15 protein-coding genes are annotated in these 19,814 nt (G+C 66.3%); 5 read left to right on the plus strand and 10 right to left on the minus strand.

Annotated elements, in window-relative coordinates; translation table 11 throughout:
* Nucleotides 1–113: 113 nt before the first annotated feature.
* Nucleotides 114–1,154 (minus strand): helix-turn-helix domain-containing protein, encoded by a 1,041-nt coding sequence (locus HWY45_RS07835; RefSeq protein ID WP_059879583.1) that lies wholly within the window; start codon nt 1,152–1,154, stop codon nt 114–116.
* A 259-nt stretch (nt 1,155–1,413) separates the two neighbouring features.
* Nucleotides 1,414–6,120 (minus strand): YadA-like family protein, encoded by a 4,707-nt coding sequence (locus HWY45_RS07840; protein WP_059879339.1) that lies wholly within the window; start codon nt 6,118–6,120, stop codon nt 1,414–1,416.
* A gap of 246 nt (nt 6,121–6,366) precedes the next feature.
* Here HWY45_RS07840 and HWY45_RS07845 point away from each other — a divergent pair, with 246 nt between their 5' ends.
* A complete protein-coding gene (locus HWY45_RS07845; RefSeq protein WP_150999067.1) occupies nt 6,367–6,861 on the plus strand; it encodes a hypothetical protein in 495 nt (164 codons plus the stop codon).
* A 278-nt stretch (nt 6,862–7,139) separates the two neighbouring features.
* Here the strand turns inward: HWY45_RS07845 and HWY45_RS07850 are convergent, their stop codons facing one another.
* Nucleotides 7,140–7,673, minus strand: coding sequence for a GNAT family N-acetyltransferase (locus tag HWY45_RS07850; RefSeq protein ID WP_059879336.1), 534 nt, complete (start codon nt 7,671–7,673; stop codon nt 7,140–7,142).
* 331 nt (nt 7,674–8,004) lie between these two features.
* Between HWY45_RS07850 and HWY45_RS07855 the strand changes: the two genes are divergently transcribed.
* Both HWY45_RS07855 and HWY45_RS07860 read left to right on the plus strand, forming a co-directional pair.
* The gene (locus HWY45_RS07855; protein WP_059565102.1) at nt 8,005–8,274 is read left to right on the plus strand and encodes a hypothetical protein; all 270 of its coding nucleotides are present in this window, start codon (nt 8,005–8,007) and stop codon (nt 8,272–8,274) included.
* Between the two features lie 132 nt (nt 8,275–8,406).
* On the plus strand, nt 8,407–9,399 hold the full coding sequence (locus HWY45_RS07860; protein WP_059565101.1) for a DedA family protein/thiosulfate sulfurtransferase GlpE: 993 nt from the start codon (nt 8,407–8,409) through the stop codon (nt 9,397–9,399).
* A 58-nt stretch (nt 9,400–9,457) separates the two neighbouring features.
* Here the strand turns inward: HWY45_RS07860 and HWY45_RS07865 are convergent, their stop codons facing one another.
* The 7 genes from HWY45_RS07865 to HWY45_RS07895 all read right to left on the minus strand — a co-directional run bounded on the left by HWY45_RS07865 (nt 9,458) and on the right by HWY45_RS07895 (nt 17,428).
* A complete protein-coding gene (locus HWY45_RS07865; RefSeq protein WP_081059847.1) occupies nt 9,458–10,918 on the minus strand; it encodes an OprD family porin in 1,461 nt (486 codons plus the stop codon).
* Between the two features lie 160 nt (nt 10,919–11,078).
* Nucleotides 11,079–12,095, minus strand: a complete 1,017-nt coding sequence (locus tag HWY45_RS07870; protein WP_059879330.1) for an ABC transporter ATP-binding protein — start codon at nt 12,093–12,095, stop codon at nt 11,079–11,081.
* On the minus strand, nt 12,092–13,084 hold the full coding sequence (locus HWY45_RS07875) for an ABC transporter ATP-binding protein (protein WP_059879327.1): 993 nt from the start codon (nt 13,082–13,084) through the stop codon (nt 12,092–12,094). Before HWY45_RS07875 ends, HWY45_RS07870 begins: the two co-directional genes overlap by 4 nt.
* 105 nt (nt 13,085–13,189) lie before the next feature.
* A complete protein-coding gene (locus tag HWY45_RS07880) occupies nt 13,190–14,092 on the minus strand; it encodes an ABC transporter permease (RefSeq protein ID WP_059879324.1) in 903 nt (300 codons plus the stop codon).
* Nucleotides 14,093–14,105: 13 nt separating this feature from the next.
* Nucleotides 14,106–15,044 (minus strand): ABC transporter permease subunit, encoded by a 939-nt coding sequence (locus HWY45_RS07885; RefSeq protein ID WP_059879321.1) that lies wholly within the window; start codon nt 15,042–15,044, stop codon nt 14,106–14,108.
* 11 nt (nt 15,045–15,055) lie between these two features.
* A complete protein-coding gene (locus HWY45_RS07890; protein ID WP_059879319.1) occupies nt 15,056–16,669 on the minus strand; it encodes a peptide ABC transporter substrate-binding protein in 1,614 nt (537 codons plus the stop codon).
* A gap of 177 nt (nt 16,670–16,846) precedes the next feature.
* Complete coding sequence (locus tag HWY45_RS07895; protein WP_059879316.1) at nt 16,847–17,428, minus strand: cupin domain-containing protein; 582 nt, start codon at nt 17,426–17,428, stop codon at nt 16,847–16,849.
* 502 nt (nt 17,429–17,930) lie between these two features.
* On the opposite strand from HWY45_RS07895, the gene HWY45_RS07900 reads away from it, so the two are divergent.
* Both HWY45_RS07900 and HWY45_RS07905 read left to right on the plus strand, forming a co-directional pair.
* Nucleotides 17,931–19,448: a peptide MFS transporter gene (locus tag HWY45_RS07900; protein WP_175038355.1), complete on the plus strand. Its 1,518-nt coding sequence runs from the start codon at nt 17,931–17,933 to the stop codon at nt 19,446–19,448.
* Nucleotides 19,449–19,561: 113 nt separating this feature from the next.
* The gene (locus HWY45_RS07905; protein ID WP_059879314.1) at nt 19,562–19,768 is read left to right on the plus strand and encodes a hypothetical protein; all 207 of its coding nucleotides are present in this window, start codon (nt 19,562–19,564) and stop codon (nt 19,766–19,768) included.
* Nucleotides 19,769–19,814: the final 46 nt, after the last annotated feature.

The raw sequence follows: 19,814 nt of genomic DNA on the forward strand, positions 1-19,814 counted from the left end.
CCCCGTGTTCGGTAATATTTGTGCCATTCTTGAGCCACCTCCGTGTGGCTTCTTTTTTTCCGTGTCCATTAGCCGCGTTTCCCCGAATCGCGTACGCCCCGGCGCCGTTCGCCTCACTCGCGCCTGCAATCCCGGCCGCCCGGCACGGCATGGCGCGCGAAGTGAATGTGCAGGCTCGACAGGTCATGGCCGGCCGCGAAGTGCGCCCGATGCTCGGTGCGGATCTCGCGCGCCGTGACGCCGAAGCGCTGACGCATCGCGCGCACCAGCATGTCGCTGCTCGAGAAGCCGTAGCGGAACGCGACTTCCTTGATCGTCTGCCCGGTCGAGCGCGGATCGACGAGCGCCCGATACGCAAGATCGAGACGCCGGTCGCGAATGAACCGTGCGACGCCGCCGTCCGCCTCGAACACCCGGTACAGGTGCGCGCGCGAAATGCGGAAATGCGCGATCAGCGCGTCGGGGCCCAGGTTGCGATCGGTGACATGCTGCGCGATGTACTGCACGATCCGCGTGCGCAGCGCGGCGCCATGCGCGCCGGGCCGCTTGCCGGCAGGCGACTCCGCCCCGGAGAGCGCGGCCGCGAGCAACGCCATCATCGCGTCCTGCACGGCGACGGACTGCGCCTGCGACACCTGCTCGTTCAGCGCATACATGCCCACCAGGTAATCGGCGAGCAAGCCCGTGATCGCCCGTTTCGCGCTCAGCACGACGCCGTGCAGGTCGCGCCCGCCCGACGCCTTCTCGAGCCCTTCGCGCGGCACGAAGACGGCGACGGCCTCGCCCGCATCCACGCGGCCGACCATCGGCTGGCCGAGATCGATGATGTAGATGTCGCCCGGCCCCGCGTGCACGTCGACGCCGTTGAAGTTGCCGGCGAACGAGCCCGAGCGCACCAGTTGCACGAGGTACTGGTCGAACCCGCTTTGCTGGATGGTCCGGCGATCGCGCCGGTATTGCTGCGCATTGAACGACGTCCGCCACATCAGCAGCTCGCCGAGCATCCGCGATGCCAGCGTGCCGGCCAGCCGCGCGTCCGCGTGCCCGGCGATCGGCGCCGTATCGACGATGGGCCGCGTGACCTGGCGCCAGTATTCGTCGCGCAGCGCCGGCTCGACACTGTCGGTCGATAAGAAGACTTCCCCGGAAGCCATGATCCCCTCGCATTCTTGATGGCTGTTGCGATGCTTGTTCTGATCATTCGTGAGCCGCGCCGTCGTCGACAGGCCAGCTTGCATGCGTCGCGCCCGGTTACCGCTGCCCTCCGCGAGACGATCCGCGGCGGGATTGTGCAGGCAAACCGGTGTCGATGCCCACTCGAAAGTCATGTCTGGATACGACATGCCCGGGTGGGCATGTCGTATCGTCGAGCCGCGCACTCAACGCAAGTGCGGCGTCACGAAACGGCTTGCGTCAGAACTGGTAGCCCGCGCCGACGACCGCGCCGAAGTCCGAGCGGGTGTTGCCCGTGACGGACGCCTTGACGACCCACTTGTCGTTCTGCGTCACGTACGAGTAACCCGCCGCGAAACCTTGCTGGCCGCGGTAGTTCGCCGTTGCCGCCGACACCATCGAACGCCCCGGCCCGGTCGGTTGCGGAAGGCCGGCAACCGCCAATGCCGACGCCACGCCGCCGAACATGTCCTTCTTGACGGTGTTCAGGTCGTTGTAAACCTGGCCGACGCGTTGATCCGTGTAGCTGCGCGCTGCCGCGACGTTGTCGTTCAACTGCTGCACGTTCACCGCATCGGTCGGCGCGGTGCCGGCCGCGACGTTGGTGACCTGCCGCTCGCTGCCCTTCGCGCCGACCGAGAACGAGTTGTCGCGATCCGCCACCGAGCCCTGGCCGACCGCGACGGCGTTCTTGCCGGTCGCGGTTGCCGTCGACCCGAACGAGCCCGCCTCCGCGCGCGTGATCCAGGTCGTATTCGCATCGGTGGCAGCCGCCCGAATCGCCTGATTGGCCGACACGTCCCGCAGCGCGCTGTTGAGCTGGCCGACGTTCACCGCGTCGTTGCTGTTGACGCCCGCCCCGACACCGGTCAGCACGCGATTCCCGCCGGCGCTGTTGGCGATGTTCACCGACGTGCCGCCCGTCCCCGCGCCGACCGTGATCTGGCCGTTCGGGTCCTGCTGCTGCACCAGGCCCGCCTTGCCGTTGGTCACGTTGGTCACGTTCTCCTGCAGGTTCGTGATGTCGGTCGTGTTCTTCGCGACCTGCTGGTTCGTCGCGTAGAGCTGCGAGCCGTTCACGGCGTCCGTGCTGGCTGCGCTGAGCGTGCCGGCCTGCACGTTGGTGATCTTCGTGCCGCCCGCGCCGCCGCCGAGCGTGATGATGCTCTTCGAGCTGTCGTCGTAGGTCACGGCCATCGCGCCGAGCTGGTTGATGCCGGACTGCACCGCCTTCAGCTGCTTCACGTTCACCGCGTCGGTATCGTCCACGCCGGCCGCCAGGTTCTTCAGCACGACCGGCGACGCCGCGTCGCCGCCGACGAGCGACACGGAATTCAGACGGCTGCCGTTCGCGTCCACGTCGTATTTCACGACGTTCTTCACGGCTTCACCGGCCTGGTTCGACACGTTCGTGATCTGCTGCTGGAGGTCGGACTTCACGCCGAACAGCTGGCCGCCGTTCACCGCGTCCTTGCTGCCTGCGGCCACGTTGCCGTCCGCGACGCCGGTGATCTTCGTGGCCACGCCGTCGCGCGCCGCGTTGTAGGCACCGGCGGCCGGATCGAATTGCAGCGCGTCACGCTGCAGGCCCGAGATGATCGTCGTGTTGTTGGCGATGTTCGTTTCCGCGTTGCCGAGGCGCGTTTCGTGGTTCTGGATCGTCGTCGCGTTGCTCGTCACGCGGCCGTCGAGATTGCCGAGCGCATCACCGACGTTGTTGAATGACGTGCCGCCGATGTCGTACTTCGGCGCATTGATCGAACCGTTCGTGTTCGCCGACGCGCCGCCGCCGAGCGCGGCCGCCGCGCTGTCGGTCGCATAGCGCAGTTGCGAGCCGTTCACCGCGTCGAGGCTGCCGGCCTGGACCCCGCCCTCCGCGACGTTCGTCACGCGCACCGGCGCGCCGCCGTTGCCGGCGCCGAGCGACACCTGGCGCTTGCTGCTGTCGTCGTACAGCACCGCGTTCGTCGCGCCGTTGTTCACGCCCGACGACACCGAGTCCTTCAGCTGCTTGACGTTCACCGCGTCGGTGTCGGCCTGGCCGGCCTTCACGTTGGCGATCGTCTGCGGCGAGGCCGTGCCGTGGCTCGCGTCGTACGCGCCGATGCCCGCGTTCCATTGCAGCGCGTCCTGCTTGAGCGCCGCGATGTCGGTCGTGTTCTGGCCGATGTTCGTCGTGTTCGTCGTCACGCGCTGGTCGACGTTGGTGATCTTGTCGCCCTGCACGTCGATTTGCGATTGCAGGCCGCCCGCCGCCTTCGACAGCTGGCCGACGTTCACCGCGTCGTTCGCGCTCACGCCGTCGGCGACGTTCGACAGCGCAACCGGCGCATGACCCGCGCCGCCGAGCGTCACCGAATTCTTGCCCGCCGCGTCGTACTTCACGTTCAGCTTGTCCGCGGCCTGAAGGTTCGACACGTTCGCGTTCGTGACCGACAGATTGCTCGTCAGCGACGACACGTTCGCCGTCAGATTGTCGACGCGCGACGTTTGCGTGGCGACGTTCCGGTTGGTCGCATACAGCTGCGCGCCGTTGACTGCTTGCGTGCTGTTCGCCGACAGGTCGCCCGCCGCAACGTTGTTGATCGTCACCGGGCCCGATGCGCCGCCGACCAGCGAGACGGAATTCGTGCGATTGCCCTGTGCATCCGTGTCGTACTGCACCGCGTTCTTCGTCACGCCGCCGATGTTGCCGTTGATCTGGTCCTGCACCGACTTCAGCTGCGCGCCGTTGATCGCGTCCGTGCTCGTTGCGGAAACGTCGCCCGCCGCCACGTTCGTGATCTTCTGCGCGCTGCCCGAGTTATGCGACGCGTCGTACGCACCGGCCGACTTCGACCATTGCAGCGCGTCCTGCTGCAGCGCGCCGATGTGGGTCGTGTTCTGCGTGACGCGGCCGTCGATCGACGTGATCGCGTCGCCTTGCTGCTTCACGTTCTGGTTCGTCGCGAACAGTTGCGAGCCGTTGACGGCGTCGGTCGAATCCGCCGCCAGCGCACCGGCCTTGACGTTCGTGAGCGTCGTGCCGTTCGCGCCGGCCAGCGTCACCGAGTCGAAGCCTTGTGCACCGTCGTACTTCACGTTGCGCGTGTCCGCCTGCTGCAGCGCCGTGATGTTCTGCGTGTGGGTCGTGACGATGTTGTTCGTCGTGTCGATCTGCGATTGCAGGCCGCCCGTCGCCTTCGACAGTTGACCGACGTTCACGGCATCGTTTTTCGCGACGCCGTCTGCGACGTTCGACAACGTGACCGGCGCGACCGCGTTCGCACCGCCGAGCGTCACCGAGTTTTTCGCCGTCGTATCGTATTTCACCGACAGCGCATCGGAGGCCTGCAGGTTCGAAATGTCGGTCGTGTTCTGCACGACGCCACCCTCGACCTTCGTCACCCGGCCATCGATGTTCGTGATGGCCGCCGCGTTCGTGCCGACTTGCTGGTTCGTTGCATACAGCTGCGAGCCATTGACGGCGTCGGTCGAATCCGCCGCCAGCGCACCGGCCTTGACGTTCGTGAGCGTCGTGCCGTTCGCGCCGGCCAGCGTCACCGAGTCGAAGCCTTGCGCACCGTCGTACTTCACGTTGCGCGTGTCCGCCTGCTGCAGCGCCGTGATGTTCTGCGTGTGGGTCGTGACGATGTTGTTCGTCGTGTCGATCTGCGATTGCAGGCCGCCCGTCGCCTTCGACAGTTGACCGACGTTCACGGCATCGTTTTTCGCGACGCCGTCTGCGACGTTCGCCAGCGCAACCGGTGCGCTCGCATTCGTACCGCCGAGCGTGACGCGCGTGTGAGCATCGCCGTCGTATTGCACCGCGTTTTTCGTGGCGCTGCCGATCTGGTTCGTGATCGACGTGCTCAGCTGGCTGATCTGGTTGTTGACCGTGTTCGTCACGTTCGACAGGCCGGTATTCAGCTGGCCGACGTTCGCCGCGTCCGTGTTTTGCACGCCGGCCGCGACGCCGCTGATCGTCGTGCCGTTCTTGCCGTCGAGCGCAATCGCCGCGTGCGAATCGTCCGTGAACTTCACGGCGTTCTTCGTCTTCGCGTCGATCGTCTGGTTCAGCGTGTTCGTCGCGTTCGTGATCGACGTGCTCAGCGTATTGTTGACGTTCGTCACGCGCGCGTCGACGTTGCCGATCGACGTGCTCAGGCCGCTGTTCACGTTTTTCAGTTGCTGCACGTTGACGGCGTCGGTGTCGGCCGCGCCCGCTGCAACGTTCTTCAGCTGGCGTTCCTTGCCGGTCGAACCGAACGACACCGCACCGCCCACCGGCGCAGCCGTGCCGCCGAACACCGGCGTGCCGCCGTTGTTCGCGCCGATGCTGTTCGAACCGATCGCGAGCTGATCGTCGCCGCTCGTCACCGCGCCCGCGCCGATCGCGACCGCGCGCTTGCCGGCCGCGCGGGTTTGCGTCTTGCTGTCGAAAGTTGCGCCGCCCGATACGCCGTCGGTCCCGCCGCCTTTTGCCGAGCCGATCGCCACCGCTTGGGAATCGACGGCATAGGCGGAGTGGCCAAGCGCGATCGAACGATCGCCGTGCGCGTCGGCAACGTTGCCGAGTGCGGTTGCGTAGTCACCGACCGCCGCCGATTGACGGCCGATCGCGACTGCGCTGTTGCCCGCCGCCATCGCGCTCGGCGCGATCGCGATGGCCGAATTGTTCAGCGCGCGCGCGTTGACGCCGACCGCGACCGAACCGCCCGTGCCGTCTCCGCTCGCATTCCTGTTCGCGTTCGCGCCGTCGCCGAGGGCGATGCCGGTGCAGTTCGCGCTGCCGCCGTTTTGCGCCCATCCCGGCTGGCTGCTGTTGTACGTGCCGGAATTGTCCGGATTGCCGCGATCCACGAAATTCGCGTCGCCGCAGCCAGTCGCATGCGCGGCACCCGCCCCCATGATGCCGATACCCGCAAACATCGCCGTCACAAGCATCGAAATTTGCTTCTTCTCCATTCTGCGTTTCCTCTTTTCAAGTTGTGTTGCATTGAACAGAAATCAGTACTGCGAATCGTCTTGAACTCTTGAACTGCACGACGGCGATCGCGGATCGCCTGGCGCGAGAAAATTCGCCGGAATGTCCGGGCGCGACGACGCATCCGCGCGACTGCGCAGACGATCGCCGGCCCACGGGCCGATTGCCGTGTTGTCAGCGCCGCTTGCGCGGCCTTACGGATTCACATTCGAGGGAGTCGCCAGGCGATGACGAAATGCTGGCAACGTCGCGGCACGACCGGCTATTTCACCGGACCGCTGCGTTACGTGAAGTCGTTCACACAAACGACGGATTCGGGTTCCGGCGCGGCTGAAACCGCGTTGACGACCTGCGCCACCCCGATGGCTTGCGGTCGAGCGCCGGATACGGACAGGATATTCCGCGGCATTTTGATGCTTTCCCGTAGCAAATTGGCTCTGTTTTCGCGAGCACGGCCCACGGGGTCGATTGCGATTGCAATCGCCCGCTCGATGCGAACCGGCTCCGAATTATTTAGGGATCGAACCAGCCGGATGATCGGCCTGGCGTCGTCACCAACGTTCCATGCGATTCATGACGCTTGGTCGTTCCCGGAGCCCACCCGCTTCGTGGATTTGCCGGAATTAAATCCGCTTACCCCGTCAAAAATCTGGAGCGGATTATATCCATCAATTTCGAGAAAAACCCTTCAGAAACCGCCAACTTGTGCCGATAAATTGTAAATCATCGTCAATTTAGCCGCTAATTTCGGCTATTTTCAGAAAAATCTTTCATTAGACAAATACGGGATAAATGATGCAATATCTCGTTATTCGATTTGTCTCATTTGATGCTTCAAAACGTCTCATTTAGCGTATTAAGCAAAAAATGTGATTTGAAAATTCGATTCAATCGAAAACAACTGCTTTCGAGCGCGCGTGGATACGCAGTACCCGCTCCGATTGAAGCCGGCACCGCGCAGCAGAAAAAGGTGGGGGAAGGAGAAAGGCGGGGGATCAGGTCAGGGGCGATTCGATCGCGTACCGTCAGACGGCCGGGTCGTGTGCCTGAGCCGCGCCATGTGGCAAGCACTGACGTACTCGCCGTCGCGCAGCGCGAAGTCCGGCGAGGTTCCCTCGATCCGGAATCCGTGCTTCTCGTACAGTGCGATCGCAGGCTGGTTGTCGGCGAACACCGTCAATTCGATCCGCGTGACGTTCAGCCAGTTTTCCGCCAGGTCGATCGCGGCGGCAAGCAGCCGGCTGCCGATGCCACGCCCGTGATGCGAGGCCTTGACCATCATCCCGAACCCCGCGACGTGGCTGCGGCGCGGATTCTGTTCCGGATGAAGCCCGAGGTGGCCGACCACTTCGCCGTCGAGTTCGGCGACGAGGCTGAAGCCCCGCTCGCGAGCCGCCTCGAGGCGCTTCTGCCATTTCTCCAGCGACGGAAACGGCGCCTGCAGCGTGTTCCTGTATACGTCGGGGTGCGCGACGATCTGCCGAATCGCGTCGATGTCGTGCGTCTCGCTGTGTCGGATCGTGATGTTATTCATATCGTGGCGAAGTGGCATGCGGACGCGCCCGCGTCGGGCGTCGCCCGGCATGCGAGGGAAAAACGTCGAGATTATCCGAATTGGCCGATCCGGACAGGGGCGCGCGCGGCCATTTCTGACGCAGTGCGTCATCGGCTGCGGGCAACACCTCGGCAGGCCGTCCGGGCCGCCCGGCCGGCGCCCAACCATCAGACGGATCGCCGGTACCGCCCTCATTTCGCAGCGCACGAAAATGTCCGTGTTTGACGCCGGTTCGCGTTAAACTCCGTCAAGCTGTTTGCTAAAACGACATCTTCGCCTTAATGGCACATACGACACGAGGATAGGTTCGATGCGCACTTCCGGCTCATCCGGGGCAATGACCCTGCTCACCGAACACGACCCGGCCGACGGCCGCGAACTGCGTTCGTTGCGACTCGAGGCGACGGGCGACGGCAAAAGCGTGCTGCTGATCGAAATCGACGAGCGTAAGCCCGGCATTCATCGCGAGATCCGCTACGAGATCACGCCCGCCGAGCTGATCGCCGCAATCCGCTCGCACGGCGCCGAACTGCCCGGCGAGAACCACGGCGCGGCGTCGCTCGCGCGCAGCTCCTCCTGATCCCGTCCGACCGGTGAGCCGCGCACGCCGCGCCGGCTCACCCTCGCATCCACGTCCCGCCGCTGTCTTGAAAATGGCCGATAATCGGCCCATCCAGCGCTTTCCGCGCGTTCCCCTTTTCGGACAGCCGTCATGCTCCGTGACCTCGTCGCCCAGTACGGGCCGCTTCTCGTCTTCGCCAACGTGCTGGCCGCCGCGGTCGGGTTGCCCGTGCCGGCGATGCCGACGCTCGTGCTGTTCGGCGCGATGGCGATGCTGCATCCGGAGATGATCGGCTCGCAGCTCGTCACGGTGCTCGCGCTGTCGGTGCTCGGCGCGCTGATCGGCGATACGGTCTGGTACGTCGCCGGGCGCCGCTACGGCGGCACGACGCTTAAGACGATCTGCCGACTGTCGCTATCGCGCGACAGTTGCGTGCGGAAAACCGAGCGGTTCTTCGGCCGCTACGGCGTGCGCGTGCTCGCCGTCGCGCGCTTCATTCCGGGGTTGTCGCTCGTGTCGGTGCCGATGGCGGGCGCGCTCGGCACGCGCTACCGAACGTTCGCCGGCTACGATGCGCTCGGCGCCGCGCTGTGGACGATCTGCGGGCTGCTCGTGGGGCTCGTGTTCTACCGGCAGATCGACTGGCTGTTCGCCGGCGCGAGCCGGCTCGGCCATGCGGTGCTGTTCGTGATCGCCGTGCTGCTCGGCATGTATGCGGCCGTGCGCTGGATGCGCCGCCGCGCGCTGATCCGCCAGCTCGCGAATGCGCGGATCGGCGTCGACGAGCTCGAAGCGCTGCTGCGCGACCCGATCGCGCCGGTGATCCTCGACGTGCGTTCCGAAGAACACCGCAAGCTCGACCCGTTCGCGATTCCCGGCGCGCAGTTCGCCGACGATCGTCACGTCGGCGACATCGTTGCGCGCTACCCGCTCACGCAGAAGTTCGTCGTGTACTGCTCGTGCCCGAACGAGGTGTCGGCCGCGCTGATGGCGAAGCGCCTGACCGACGCGGGCTTCCCCCATGCGCTCGCGCTGCGCGGCGGCCTCGACGCGTGGCGCGACACGGGCCGCCAGCTGACGTCGCTCGCCGGCGACACGCCCGCCGCGAACGACCCGGTCGGCGGGCTGCACAAGCCGGCCTGAGCGCCGGCTTCGCGCTGCGCGCCGCAACCGGCGCGCGCCGCTTCGTCGAACCTTCCGCTCAGAACGCCTTCACCGGCACGTTCACGACCAGACGGTATTCGCGGTTCGTCGCATCCGAAGAGTGCGTCGAGCCGACGTGCCACATCGCGATGAAGGTAACCTTCGTGTCCTTCAGCTTGCCGCTCTGGAACGTGTACGACGGGATGAAGCCGAACTCGTGGTGACGGCCCTGCACCGGCGCGCCGTTGACCCAGTAGATGCTCGACTTGGTCGGATCCTGCGACGCCATCTTGCCGCCGTCCGCCCCCCAGCCCGTCACGCCCCACACCATCGCCTTGAAGCCCGGCAGGCCCGCGTCCTTGCCGTAGAACGTGTAGCGCAGCTGCAGCGACTTTTCGTGCGGCGCGTTGTAGTCGACGTCCATCGAGTTCGCGAGGAAGATGCCGTTCGTCTCGTTCAGGTAGTCGAAGAACTGGTCGCCGAGCACCTCCTGGTAGCCGAGCAGCAGCTCGTGCGGGCCGTGCTGCGCGGCCAGCGACAGGCTGTACGCGTTGCTGTTGATCTCGCCCTGGCGCTTGTCGCCCGTGTCGTGCGTCGAGTAGATGTTCGCGAAGCCCGTCCACTTGACCGTCTTCGGGCTGCCGATGCTGTGCTTGATCGACGCGTAGTACTGGCGCCACACGTCGTCCGCCTGGTTCGCGTACAGCGCGACCTCGCCGTCCGGCGAGTAGTCCCACGTGCCGCCGGCGTAGGTCAGCCGGTCGATGCGCGTGCCGCCGTACTGGCTCGTCAGGTTGGTCAGCGTCGTGTGGCCGCGCGCGTCGGTCTTCGTGAAGCTGCCCGCCTCGAGCATCACGTTCTTGAATTCGTTGCTGACGAGCGTCGCGCCGAGGAACGTCGGCGGCAGTGCACGGTTGTCGTGCTGTTCCATGAACGGGTTGTCGACGGCCTGCAGACCGTACTTGACCACCGTGTTCGAGATCCGCGCCTTCACGTCGTAGATGCCCGGATACGCCCACGCGAGCTGGTTCGAGCCGCCGCCGCCCTTCGCGATGTGCACCATGTTGCCGCCGCCCTTGCCGCCGTCGAGCTTCAACGCCGCATACACCGATGCATCGACGCCGAAGCCGATCAGGCCTTGCGTGAAGCCCGACTCGTAGTTCGCCATCGCGCCCTGGACCCACGCATGGCGGTGCGGCCCGCCCTTGTTGTCGAGCACGTCCGCGTAGTTGCGGAACAGGAAGTTCAGATGGCTGTCGGCGATGAAGCCGTTCGACTTCGACTGCGCCGACGGCTCGTCCGGCGGCGTGACGGCCTGCGTGGCCTCGGCGTTGATGATCGCGTTCGGCGTCGAGGCCTGCGCGACCGTCGCACCCGGTGCGGCTTGCGCCACCGTCAGCGGCGCGGGAGCCGCGTCGTCCGCGTAAGCCATGCCCGTCAGCGAGACGCCGGCCAGTGCCGGGAGTCCCCACGCAAGCAGCATCTTCGATGTCGTTCCGATCGTCCTGTATTTAGTCATCGTGGTTCTCTTCTTGTGTTGATGTCGTCTGCGCCGGTCGCGATCCGCTCCCGGTCCCACCCCGGCGCGCCCGGCTAAGGACGCGCCTGTACCCGCGGCGCGAAGATCTTTCGCGCCGCACCTGCCCCTGTCGACCTGCCTGCTTGTTTATCCGGGTATGTCAGCCCGCGCCCGCGCGGATGCACGCGACGCGCGCGGGCGAGCCGTGCCGCACTTCCGGCCGCGGGATGTCCTGCGCGCACGCGTCGATCGCCTCCGGGCAGCGCGTGCGGAACGCGCAGCCCGACGGCGGATTGAGCGGCGACGGCATCTCGCCCGCCAGCAGCATCGGCCGCCGCGCGCGCTCGCGCGCCGGCTCCGGCGTCGGCGCCGCGTCGAGCAGCGCGCGCGTATACGGGTGCTGCGGCGCGCCGTACACGTCGTGCCGCGCGCCGAACTCCATCACGCGGCCGAGGTACATCACCAGCACGCGCTGGCTGATCGCCTTCACCACCGCGAGATCGTGCGCGACGAACAGATAGGACAACGACAGTTCGCGCTGCAGGTCGCGCAGCAGGTTGACGATCTGCGCCTGGATCGACACGTCGAGCGCCGACACCGGTTCGTCGCAGATCACGAGCTTCGGCTCGCCGATCAGCGCGCGCGCAATACCGACGCGCTGGCACTGCCCGCCGGAAAATTCATGGGGATAGCGCAGCAGATGATGCGCATTGAGGCCCACCCGCTCGAGCATCGACACCACGCGGCGCCGCACCTCGGTGCGGCCGATGCCCGGCTGATGCGTGACGAGCGGCTCGGCGACGATCTGCTCGATCGTCATGCGCGGGTCGAGCGACGCGAGCGGATCCTGGAAGATCATCTGCACTTCGCGCCGCATCGCGGTGCCGCGCAAATGGTTCGGCGCGACCGTCTGGCCGCGCCAGCTCACGCTGCCGGCCGTCATCGGCACGAGGCCGATCAGCGCGCGCGCGAGCGTCGACTTGCCGCAGCCGGATTCGCCGACGAGCCCGACCGTCTCGCCGCGCTTCACGTCGAACGACACGCCGTCGACCGCGCGCAGCGTTCCCTTCGGCGACCACGGATAGCCGCCGAGCGGCACGCGGAAATGTACTTTCAGATCCTGGACGGACAGCAGCGCGTCCGCCGATCCGCGTTGCGCCAGATCGATGTCGCTCATCGCAGCCCTCCGGTCAGTTCCGCCACCGGCCGGTGGCATGCACGCACCGCGCCGCCGGCGCCGTACGCTTCGAGCGCGGGACGCGCGTTGCCGCAGCGGCCCTCCGCATACGCGCAGCGTTTCGCGAACGCGCAGCCGGCGGGCGCGGTGCCCGGCATCGGCGGGTTGCCCGGAATCGCGACGAGCGGCGCATCGACGGCGTCGGTCAGGCGCGGCAGCGCGTTGAGCAGGCCGATCGTGTACGGATGCGACGGCGCCGCGAAGATCGAATCGGCCGGCGCGTATTCGACGGTGCGGCCCGCATACATGACCATCACGTCGTCGGCGAGGCCTGCGACCACGCCCATGTCGTGCGTGATCAGCACGATCGCGGTGCCGCGCTCGCGGTTCAGCTCGCGCAGCAGGTCGATGATCTGCGCCTGCACGGTCACGTCGAGCGCGGTGGTCGGCTCGTCGGCGATCAGGATTTCCGGCTCGGACAGCAGCGCCATCGCGATCATCACGCGCTGCCGCATGCCGCCCGAGAACTCGTGCGGATACATGCGGATGCGGCGGGCTGCGTCGGGAATGCGCACCGATTCGAGCGCCTCGATCGCGCGCCTGGTCGCCTCCTTGCGCGACAGCTTGCGATGCAGCTGCAGCGTTTCGGTCATCTGCCGCTCGATCGTCAGGAACGGGTTGAGCGACGTCATCGGATCCTGGAAGATCATCGCGATCCGGTCGCCGCGCACCGCGTTCAGCGCGCGCGTATTCATCGCGAGCAGGTTCTCGCCGCGATAGCGCGCCTCGCCGCTCGTCGTGCCGTTGCCGGCGAGCAGGCCGAGCAGCGCCATCACGGTCTGGCTCTTGCCCGAGCCCGATTCGCCGACGATGCCGAGCGTCTTGCCGGCTTCGAGGGAGAACGACACGCCGCTCACGGCGTCGATCGGCGGCGCATCCTTGCGCGTGAAGCGCACGCCGAGATTGTCGACTTCGAGTAGTGCAGTCATGTCAGCCTCCGCCGGGCCGCTACGCACTTCGATGGAAGCGCCTGGGGGAGACGGGGGGGCTGCGCCCCCCCGAGCGAACGAAGCGAGTGTGGGAGTCGTTTCATCTCAGCGATCCTTCGGGTCGAGCGCGTCACGCAGGCCGTCGCCGACGAAGTTCACGCAGTAGAGCGTCACGCACAGCATGACGGCCGGGGCCAGCAGCAGCCACGGCATCGATTCGAGTTTCTGCGCGCCGTCCTGGATCAGCACGCCCCAGCTCGTCATCGGCTCCTGCACGCCGAGGCCGAGGAACGACAGCACCGATTCGGTCAGCACGATGTTCGGCACCGACACGGTCGCGTACACGACGACCACGCCGAGCAGGTTCGGCACGACGTGGCGCAGCACGATCGACGCCGGCGACACGCCGATCGCGCGTGCCGCATCGACGAATTCGCGGTTGCGCAGCGACAGCGTCTGGCCGCGCACGACGCGCGCCATGTCGATCCACGAAAACGCGCTGATGGTCAGCACGACGAGCATGAACGAGCGGCCGAACAGGGTCATCATCAGGATCGCGATCAGCAGGTACGGGATCGCGTACATCATGTCGACGATGCGCATCATCACGGCGTCCACGCGGCCGCCCGCGAAGCCCGCGGTCGCGCCCCACGCGACGCCGAACAGGCCCGACACGAGCGTGCCGAGCAGGCCGACCTCGATCGACACGCGGCCGCCGATCAGCGTGCGCACGAGCAGGTCGCGGCCGAGCTCGTCGGTGCCGAACCAGTGCTGGTTCGCCCAGGTCGGCGCGAGGCTGATCGAGCCCCAGTCGCTGGCGGACGGATCGGCCGCGAGCAGCCACGGGCCGGCGAAGCACGCGAGCGTGATCAGCACGAGCAGCACGAGGCTCAGCACCGCCGCGCGGTTATGCAGGAAACGGGAGAGGGCCAGCGCGAGCGGCGAGCGCGAGCGCGGCGGCGCGTCGGCCTGCGCGGGCAGGCTGACGACGGGAGTAGTCGGAGTCATCGCTGTGCCTCGCTCAATAACGGATCCGCGGATCGAGCCACGCATACGCGAGGTCGACCAGCAGGTTGAACAGCACCGCGCAGACGGTCGTCAGCACGACGAGGCCGAGCACCAGCGTGTAGTCGCGGTTGATCGCGCCGTTCACGACGAGCTGCCCGAGCCCCGGCAGCGCGAACACCGATTCGGTGACGACCGCCGCCGTGATCGACGTGATGCAGACCGTGCCGAACAGCGACACGACCGGCATCAGCGCGGGCTTGAGCGCGTGGCGCAGCACGATCGTCGAGCCCGGCAGGCCCTTCGCGCGCGCGGTGCGGATGAAGTTGCTCGACAGCGTCTCGATCATCGAGCCGCGCATCACGCGGGCGAGCAGCGACACGTTGATGAAGGTGAGCAGCACGATCGGCAGCAGCCGGTACTGCCAGCCACCGTCGCCCCAGCCGCCCGCCGGCAGCCAGCCGTTGCCGGCCGACGTCTTCAGCAGGATCGCGAAGATCCACACGAGCACCGGGCCGAGCACGAACGGCGGCACGACGTTGCCGAAGTTGCCGAGCAGCATCACGAAGCGGTCGACGATGCTGTCGCGGCGCACCGCCGCGACGGTGCCGAGCAGCACGCCGAGCCCGATCGAGATCGGAATCGAGATGCCGCCCACGCCGATGCTCACCGGCAGCGCCTTCTTCACGAGATCGTTCACCGACCAGTCGACATAGCGGAACGACGGGCCGAGATCGCCGTGCACCAGCGCGTCCAGGTAGAGCAGGTACTGCTTCCACAGCGGCTCGTCGAGGTGGTACTTCGCGTTCAGGTTCGCGAGCGTCGCGGCGGACAACTGCTTTTCCGTATCGAACGGTCCGCCCGGCGTGAAATGCAGCAGCAGGTAGCAGACGGTGACGACCGCGAGGATCGTCGGCACCGCCCACAACGTGCGTCTCAAAGCGTAGGCCAGCATGATCGCTCCGCTCAGTGCTTGATCAGGTACATGTCCTGCGAAGCACGCATGTCGATCACGTTCTTCAGCGAGTAGCCGCCGACGTAAGGCTTGACAAGGCGGTCGGCCGAGTACTGGAACAGCGGCACCATCGGCGTGTCGTTCAGCGCGAGGTCGTGCGCCTGCGTGAGCAGCGCGGCGCGCGCCTTGTCGTCGAGCTTCTGGTTGCCTTCGTCGACGAGCGCGTCGGCCTGCTTGTTGCAGTAGCCGACGGTGTTCTGCGAGCTGCCGCAGCGCAGCAGGTCGAAGAACGTCATCGCGTCGTTGTAGTCGGCGAACCAGCCGTCGCGCGCGATCTGCACCTTGCCGTCATGCCGGTCCTTCATCAGCACCTTGAACTCGACGTTCTCGAGCTTCGTGTCGACGCCGAGCTTCGTGCGCCATTCCGACGCGGTGAACAGCGCGACCTTCTTGTGCAGGTCGTTGGTGTTGTACGTCAGCGTGAACGACAGCGGCTTCGCGTCCGAGTAGCCGGCCTGCTTCAGCAGGTTCTTCGCGTAGTCGACGCGCTTGGCCATCGGCCACGACGCCCATTCCGGCGTGAACGACTGCACGCCCTTCGTGCCGTTCGGCATCAGCCCGTACATCGGCTTCTCGCCGGCCTGCGTGAGCTTCGTGGTCAGCACGTCGCGATCGACGACCATCGACAGGGCCTGGCGCACGCGCTTGTCCTTCAGCGCCGGATCGCTGTTGTTCAGGTAGTAGTAGTACGTCGCGAGCTGCAGGCCCTGGCGCAGTTCGCCGCCGAACTGCTTGCTGACCTGCTGGAAGATGCCCGACGGAATCGAGTAGCTGTAGTCGATCTGGCCGGCCTGGTACATGCGCATCGCCGTTTCGTCGCTCTCGATCGGCAGGTACGTCACCTTGTTGATCACGACCTTCGGCGCGTTCCAGTACTTCGCGTCCTTCGTGATCACGATGCGGTTGTTCGGCTGCCAGTCGACGAGCTGGTACGCGCCGTTGCTGACGATGTTGCCCGGGCGCGTCCATGCGTCGCCGAACTTCGCCACCGTGTCCTTGTTCACCGGCGCGAGCGGCGCCATCGCGGTCAGTTCCGGGAAGAACGCGACCGGCACGTCGGTCGACACCTCGAGCGTGTACGGATCGACCGCGCGCACGCCGAGCGTCGACGGCGCGGCCTTGCCGGCGATGATCTGCTTCGAGCTCTTCACGAACTCGACGAGGATCGTGTACTTCGAGCCCGTCTTCGGATCGACGAGGCGCTGCCACGCATAGACGAAATCGGCCGCGGTCACCGGCTGGCCGTTGCTCCACTTCGCATCGCGGCGCAGCTTGAAGAGCCACGTTTGCGGCGTCTTGCGCTCCCACGACTGCGCGACGCCCGGCACGACCTGGCCGGCCGCGTCGATGCGCGCGAGCCCTTCGAACAGGTCGAGGCCGATCGTGTTGCCCGTCCACGACTCGATGTGCGCGGGATCGAGCGATTCGACTTCGGCGGGCACCTGACGCGTCAGGTCCTGCTGCGCGGCGAGCGCGACGTTCGACGGGACGGTAACGGCGGATGCGGTTTGCGTCGACAGGGCGAGCGCGGCCAGCACGGCCGACATGGCATGCAAGGATTTCATCGTGACAGTTCAGTGTGGTTGTGCGGTGCGTGTGGCGCGGCGGGACGCCGCGGTTACGCGAGGAACGCTGCAGAACGCAGCGATCGGGGAGGCCCGTGAATCTCGTATCTCATCTTAGTATTCCTTACGTTCCTTTCGACAGATAATCCGTCGCTGGAACGAAGGAATATCCGTGCGTTAGAACAGCCTCGGCGTACCGACCCAGACCACCACCGACTCCACCTTCGCGGTGTTGACCCAGCTGTGCGGGACCGTCGACTGATAGTGCGCGCTGTCGCCGGCCGACAGGACGAATGTCTTGCCTTCCAGTGTCAGCGACACTTCCCCTTCGATCACATACAGGAATTCCTCTCCTGCATGCGTCGTCACTTCAGACCGCTTCTGACCGGGCGGCATCCGCACGAGGATCGCCTCGAGCTGACGCCCTTCGGTCACGTTCGTCAGCCGCGCGAACAGGTTGGCCGAATCGGCAAACCCGAAGAAGCGCAGCTGCTCGCCGCGGCACACCGAGCGCTCCTCGCTCGGCGTGTCGACGAAATACTGCACCGTCACGCCGAGCGCCTGCGCGATGCCGGCCAACGACGTCAGCGATGGCGACGCGAGTCCGCGCTCGACTTGCGACAGAAACGGTTTCGAAATACCCGCGGCTGTCGCCGTTTCATCGAGCGTGCGTTTCAGTCGTTGTCGCAACGCGCGGATCTTGCTGCCCAGGGCGGCGGCAGCGTCGGCGGGCCGTGTGTTTTCAGTGGGGGGAACCATAGCAGGCCGAAAAGGGGTCGTCAAAAAATGTTTGATGGAAAATAACTAAGTTAGATCGATATAGCTTAGTCTTCGGGTTTACGGACATCCTGGGCGTTGCGCGTATAGGGCTAAACACCCCCCGGCCGAGGCCGGGAAACGCGCTATCTTGCCAGACTCGCCGCCTCCACAGGCAAGCTGCACGCGGCTCTCCGGGATTCTTCGGAGTCGCTTGACAAGAGCTTACAAAGACATGAAGAGACGAATGTTCCTGAAAGCTCCTGACACATCAGGGATTTCCCGGTGTGGCACGGACCTGACGCGTCGACCCTGTAAACGTTACCAGTCGCGCGCCGGCCGCGGCCCTTCGCCGCCCGGCGCGCGCGACGCCTGACCCCGGCAAGGGCCAGCCCGCCCGACTGCCGCCGCCGCCTTCGCGCGCCTACCCGGCCAATGCGTACAGGCGCCAGACCGACCCTCGGCGACGCGTGATCCGCGCCGCCCGCACTCACCGAGATTGATCATGCATTCACCTGTTTCACAAACCCGATCGTTTACGACGGTCTTCCTCATCGAGATGTGGGAGCGCTTCGGCTACTACGGGATGGCCGCGCTCCTCGTCCTCTTCATGGTCGACAAGCTCGGCTTCACCGACAGCCACGCGAACCTGACCTGGGGCGCGTTTACCGCGCTCGTCTACGCGTCGCCGTCGATCGGCGGCTGGATCGGCGACAAGGTGCTCGGCGCGCGCCGCACGATGATCATCGGCGCGGCCGTGCTGTGCGCCGGCTACCTGATGCTCGCGGTGCCGAACGACCAGCTCGTCTACATGTACACGTCGCTCGGCGTGATCGTGGTCGGCAACGGCCTGTTCAAGGCGAACGCCGCGAACCTCGTGCGCCGCATCTACGAAGGCGACGACGCGCGCATCGACAGCGCGTTCACGATCTACTACATGGCGGTCAACATCGGCTCGACCGTGTCGATGCTCGCGACGCCGTGGATCAAGGACCACTGGGGCTGGCACACCGCGTTCGCGGTCTGCTGCGGCGGCATGCTGCTCGCGATCCTCAACTTCGTGCTGATGCACCGCACGCTCGCGCACATCGGCTCGCAGCCCGACGACGAGCCGATCCGCTGGAAGCGCCTCGGTGCGGTCGCGGCCGGCGGCGCGGCGCTCGCGCTCGTCACGCTGTACGTGCTGCAGCACAAGCAGCTGGCGGTCGCGAGCGTGTGGACCGCGGCGTTCGCGATCCTTGCGATCTTCGCGTACATGATCGCGAAGTCGGAGCGCTCGGAGCGCGCCGGCCTGATCGCGGCGCTCGTGCTGATCGGCCAGGTGATCCTGTTCTTCATCTTCTACGTGCAGATGTCGACGTCGCTCACGCTGTTCGCGCTGCGCAACGTCGATCCGCGCTTCATCGTGTTCGGCACGACGCTGTTCACGTGGAGCGCCGCGCAGTTCCAGGCGCTCAACCCGATCTGGATCATGCTGCTGAGCCCGCTGCTCGTGCTCGTCTACAACCAGATCTCGAAGCGCGGCCACGATTTCCCGGTCGCCGCGAAATACGCGCTCGGCTTCGCCGTGGTCGCGCTCGGCTACCTCGTGTTCACGATCAGCGGCCGCTACGCGGTGGACGGCCGCGTGTCGTCGTGGTTCATGGTGTGGGGCTACGGCCTCTACTCGCTCGGCGAGCTGCTGGTGAGCGGCCTCGGCCTCGCGATGATCGCCCGCTACGTGCCGGCACGCATGAGCGGCTTCATGATGGGCGCGTACTTCGTCGCGACCGGCGTGTCGCAGTACCTGGGCAGCGTGGTCGCGAACTTCGCGCAGATGCCGTCGCACGACCTGCCGGCGACCGAATCGCTGCCGCTCTACCTGTCGCTGTTCGAGAAGCTCGGCTGGCTCGCGGCGATCGGCATGCTGCTCGCGCTGCTGCTGCTGCCGATGATGAACCGCCTGTCGCGCCAGCATCAGCGCTGCGTGGAAGAGCGCCGCGAAGAGGCGGCGCAGGCGCCGGTGGCCGCCGCGGCTCAGTAATATCCCTTGGCGTGCGGCATGCACGCCACATTCTCCTGCCGCGCGCGGATGCGCGTCCTACACTGGATTCAGGGAGCGCATCCGACGAGACGCGCGACAGGCAGGAGAAACAGATGAAAAGCAAGACGACGCGGCTCTTGAGGGTGCTGTCGGATATCCGGCATGCGCAGCGCTGCCGGGGGCTGCGCGCCGCGAAGGCGGCCGCCGAGGCGGACGCGGTGCTCGCGGAACGGGCCGACGACGCCGACGACGAGCACAGCGAAGCGGACACGGACGACGCGCCGCACCCGCCCCGCTCCCGTATCGGCTCACCTCACTAGGCGCGCACCCGCGCCGCACGGGCCGGGATTTCCGCGACGCCCTGCG

Origin of the sequence: Burkholderia stagnalis (assembly GCF_902830275.1) — a bacterium.
GTDB lineage: Bacteria > Pseudomonadota > Gammaproteobacteria > Burkholderiales > Burkholderiaceae > Burkholderia > Burkholderia stagnalis.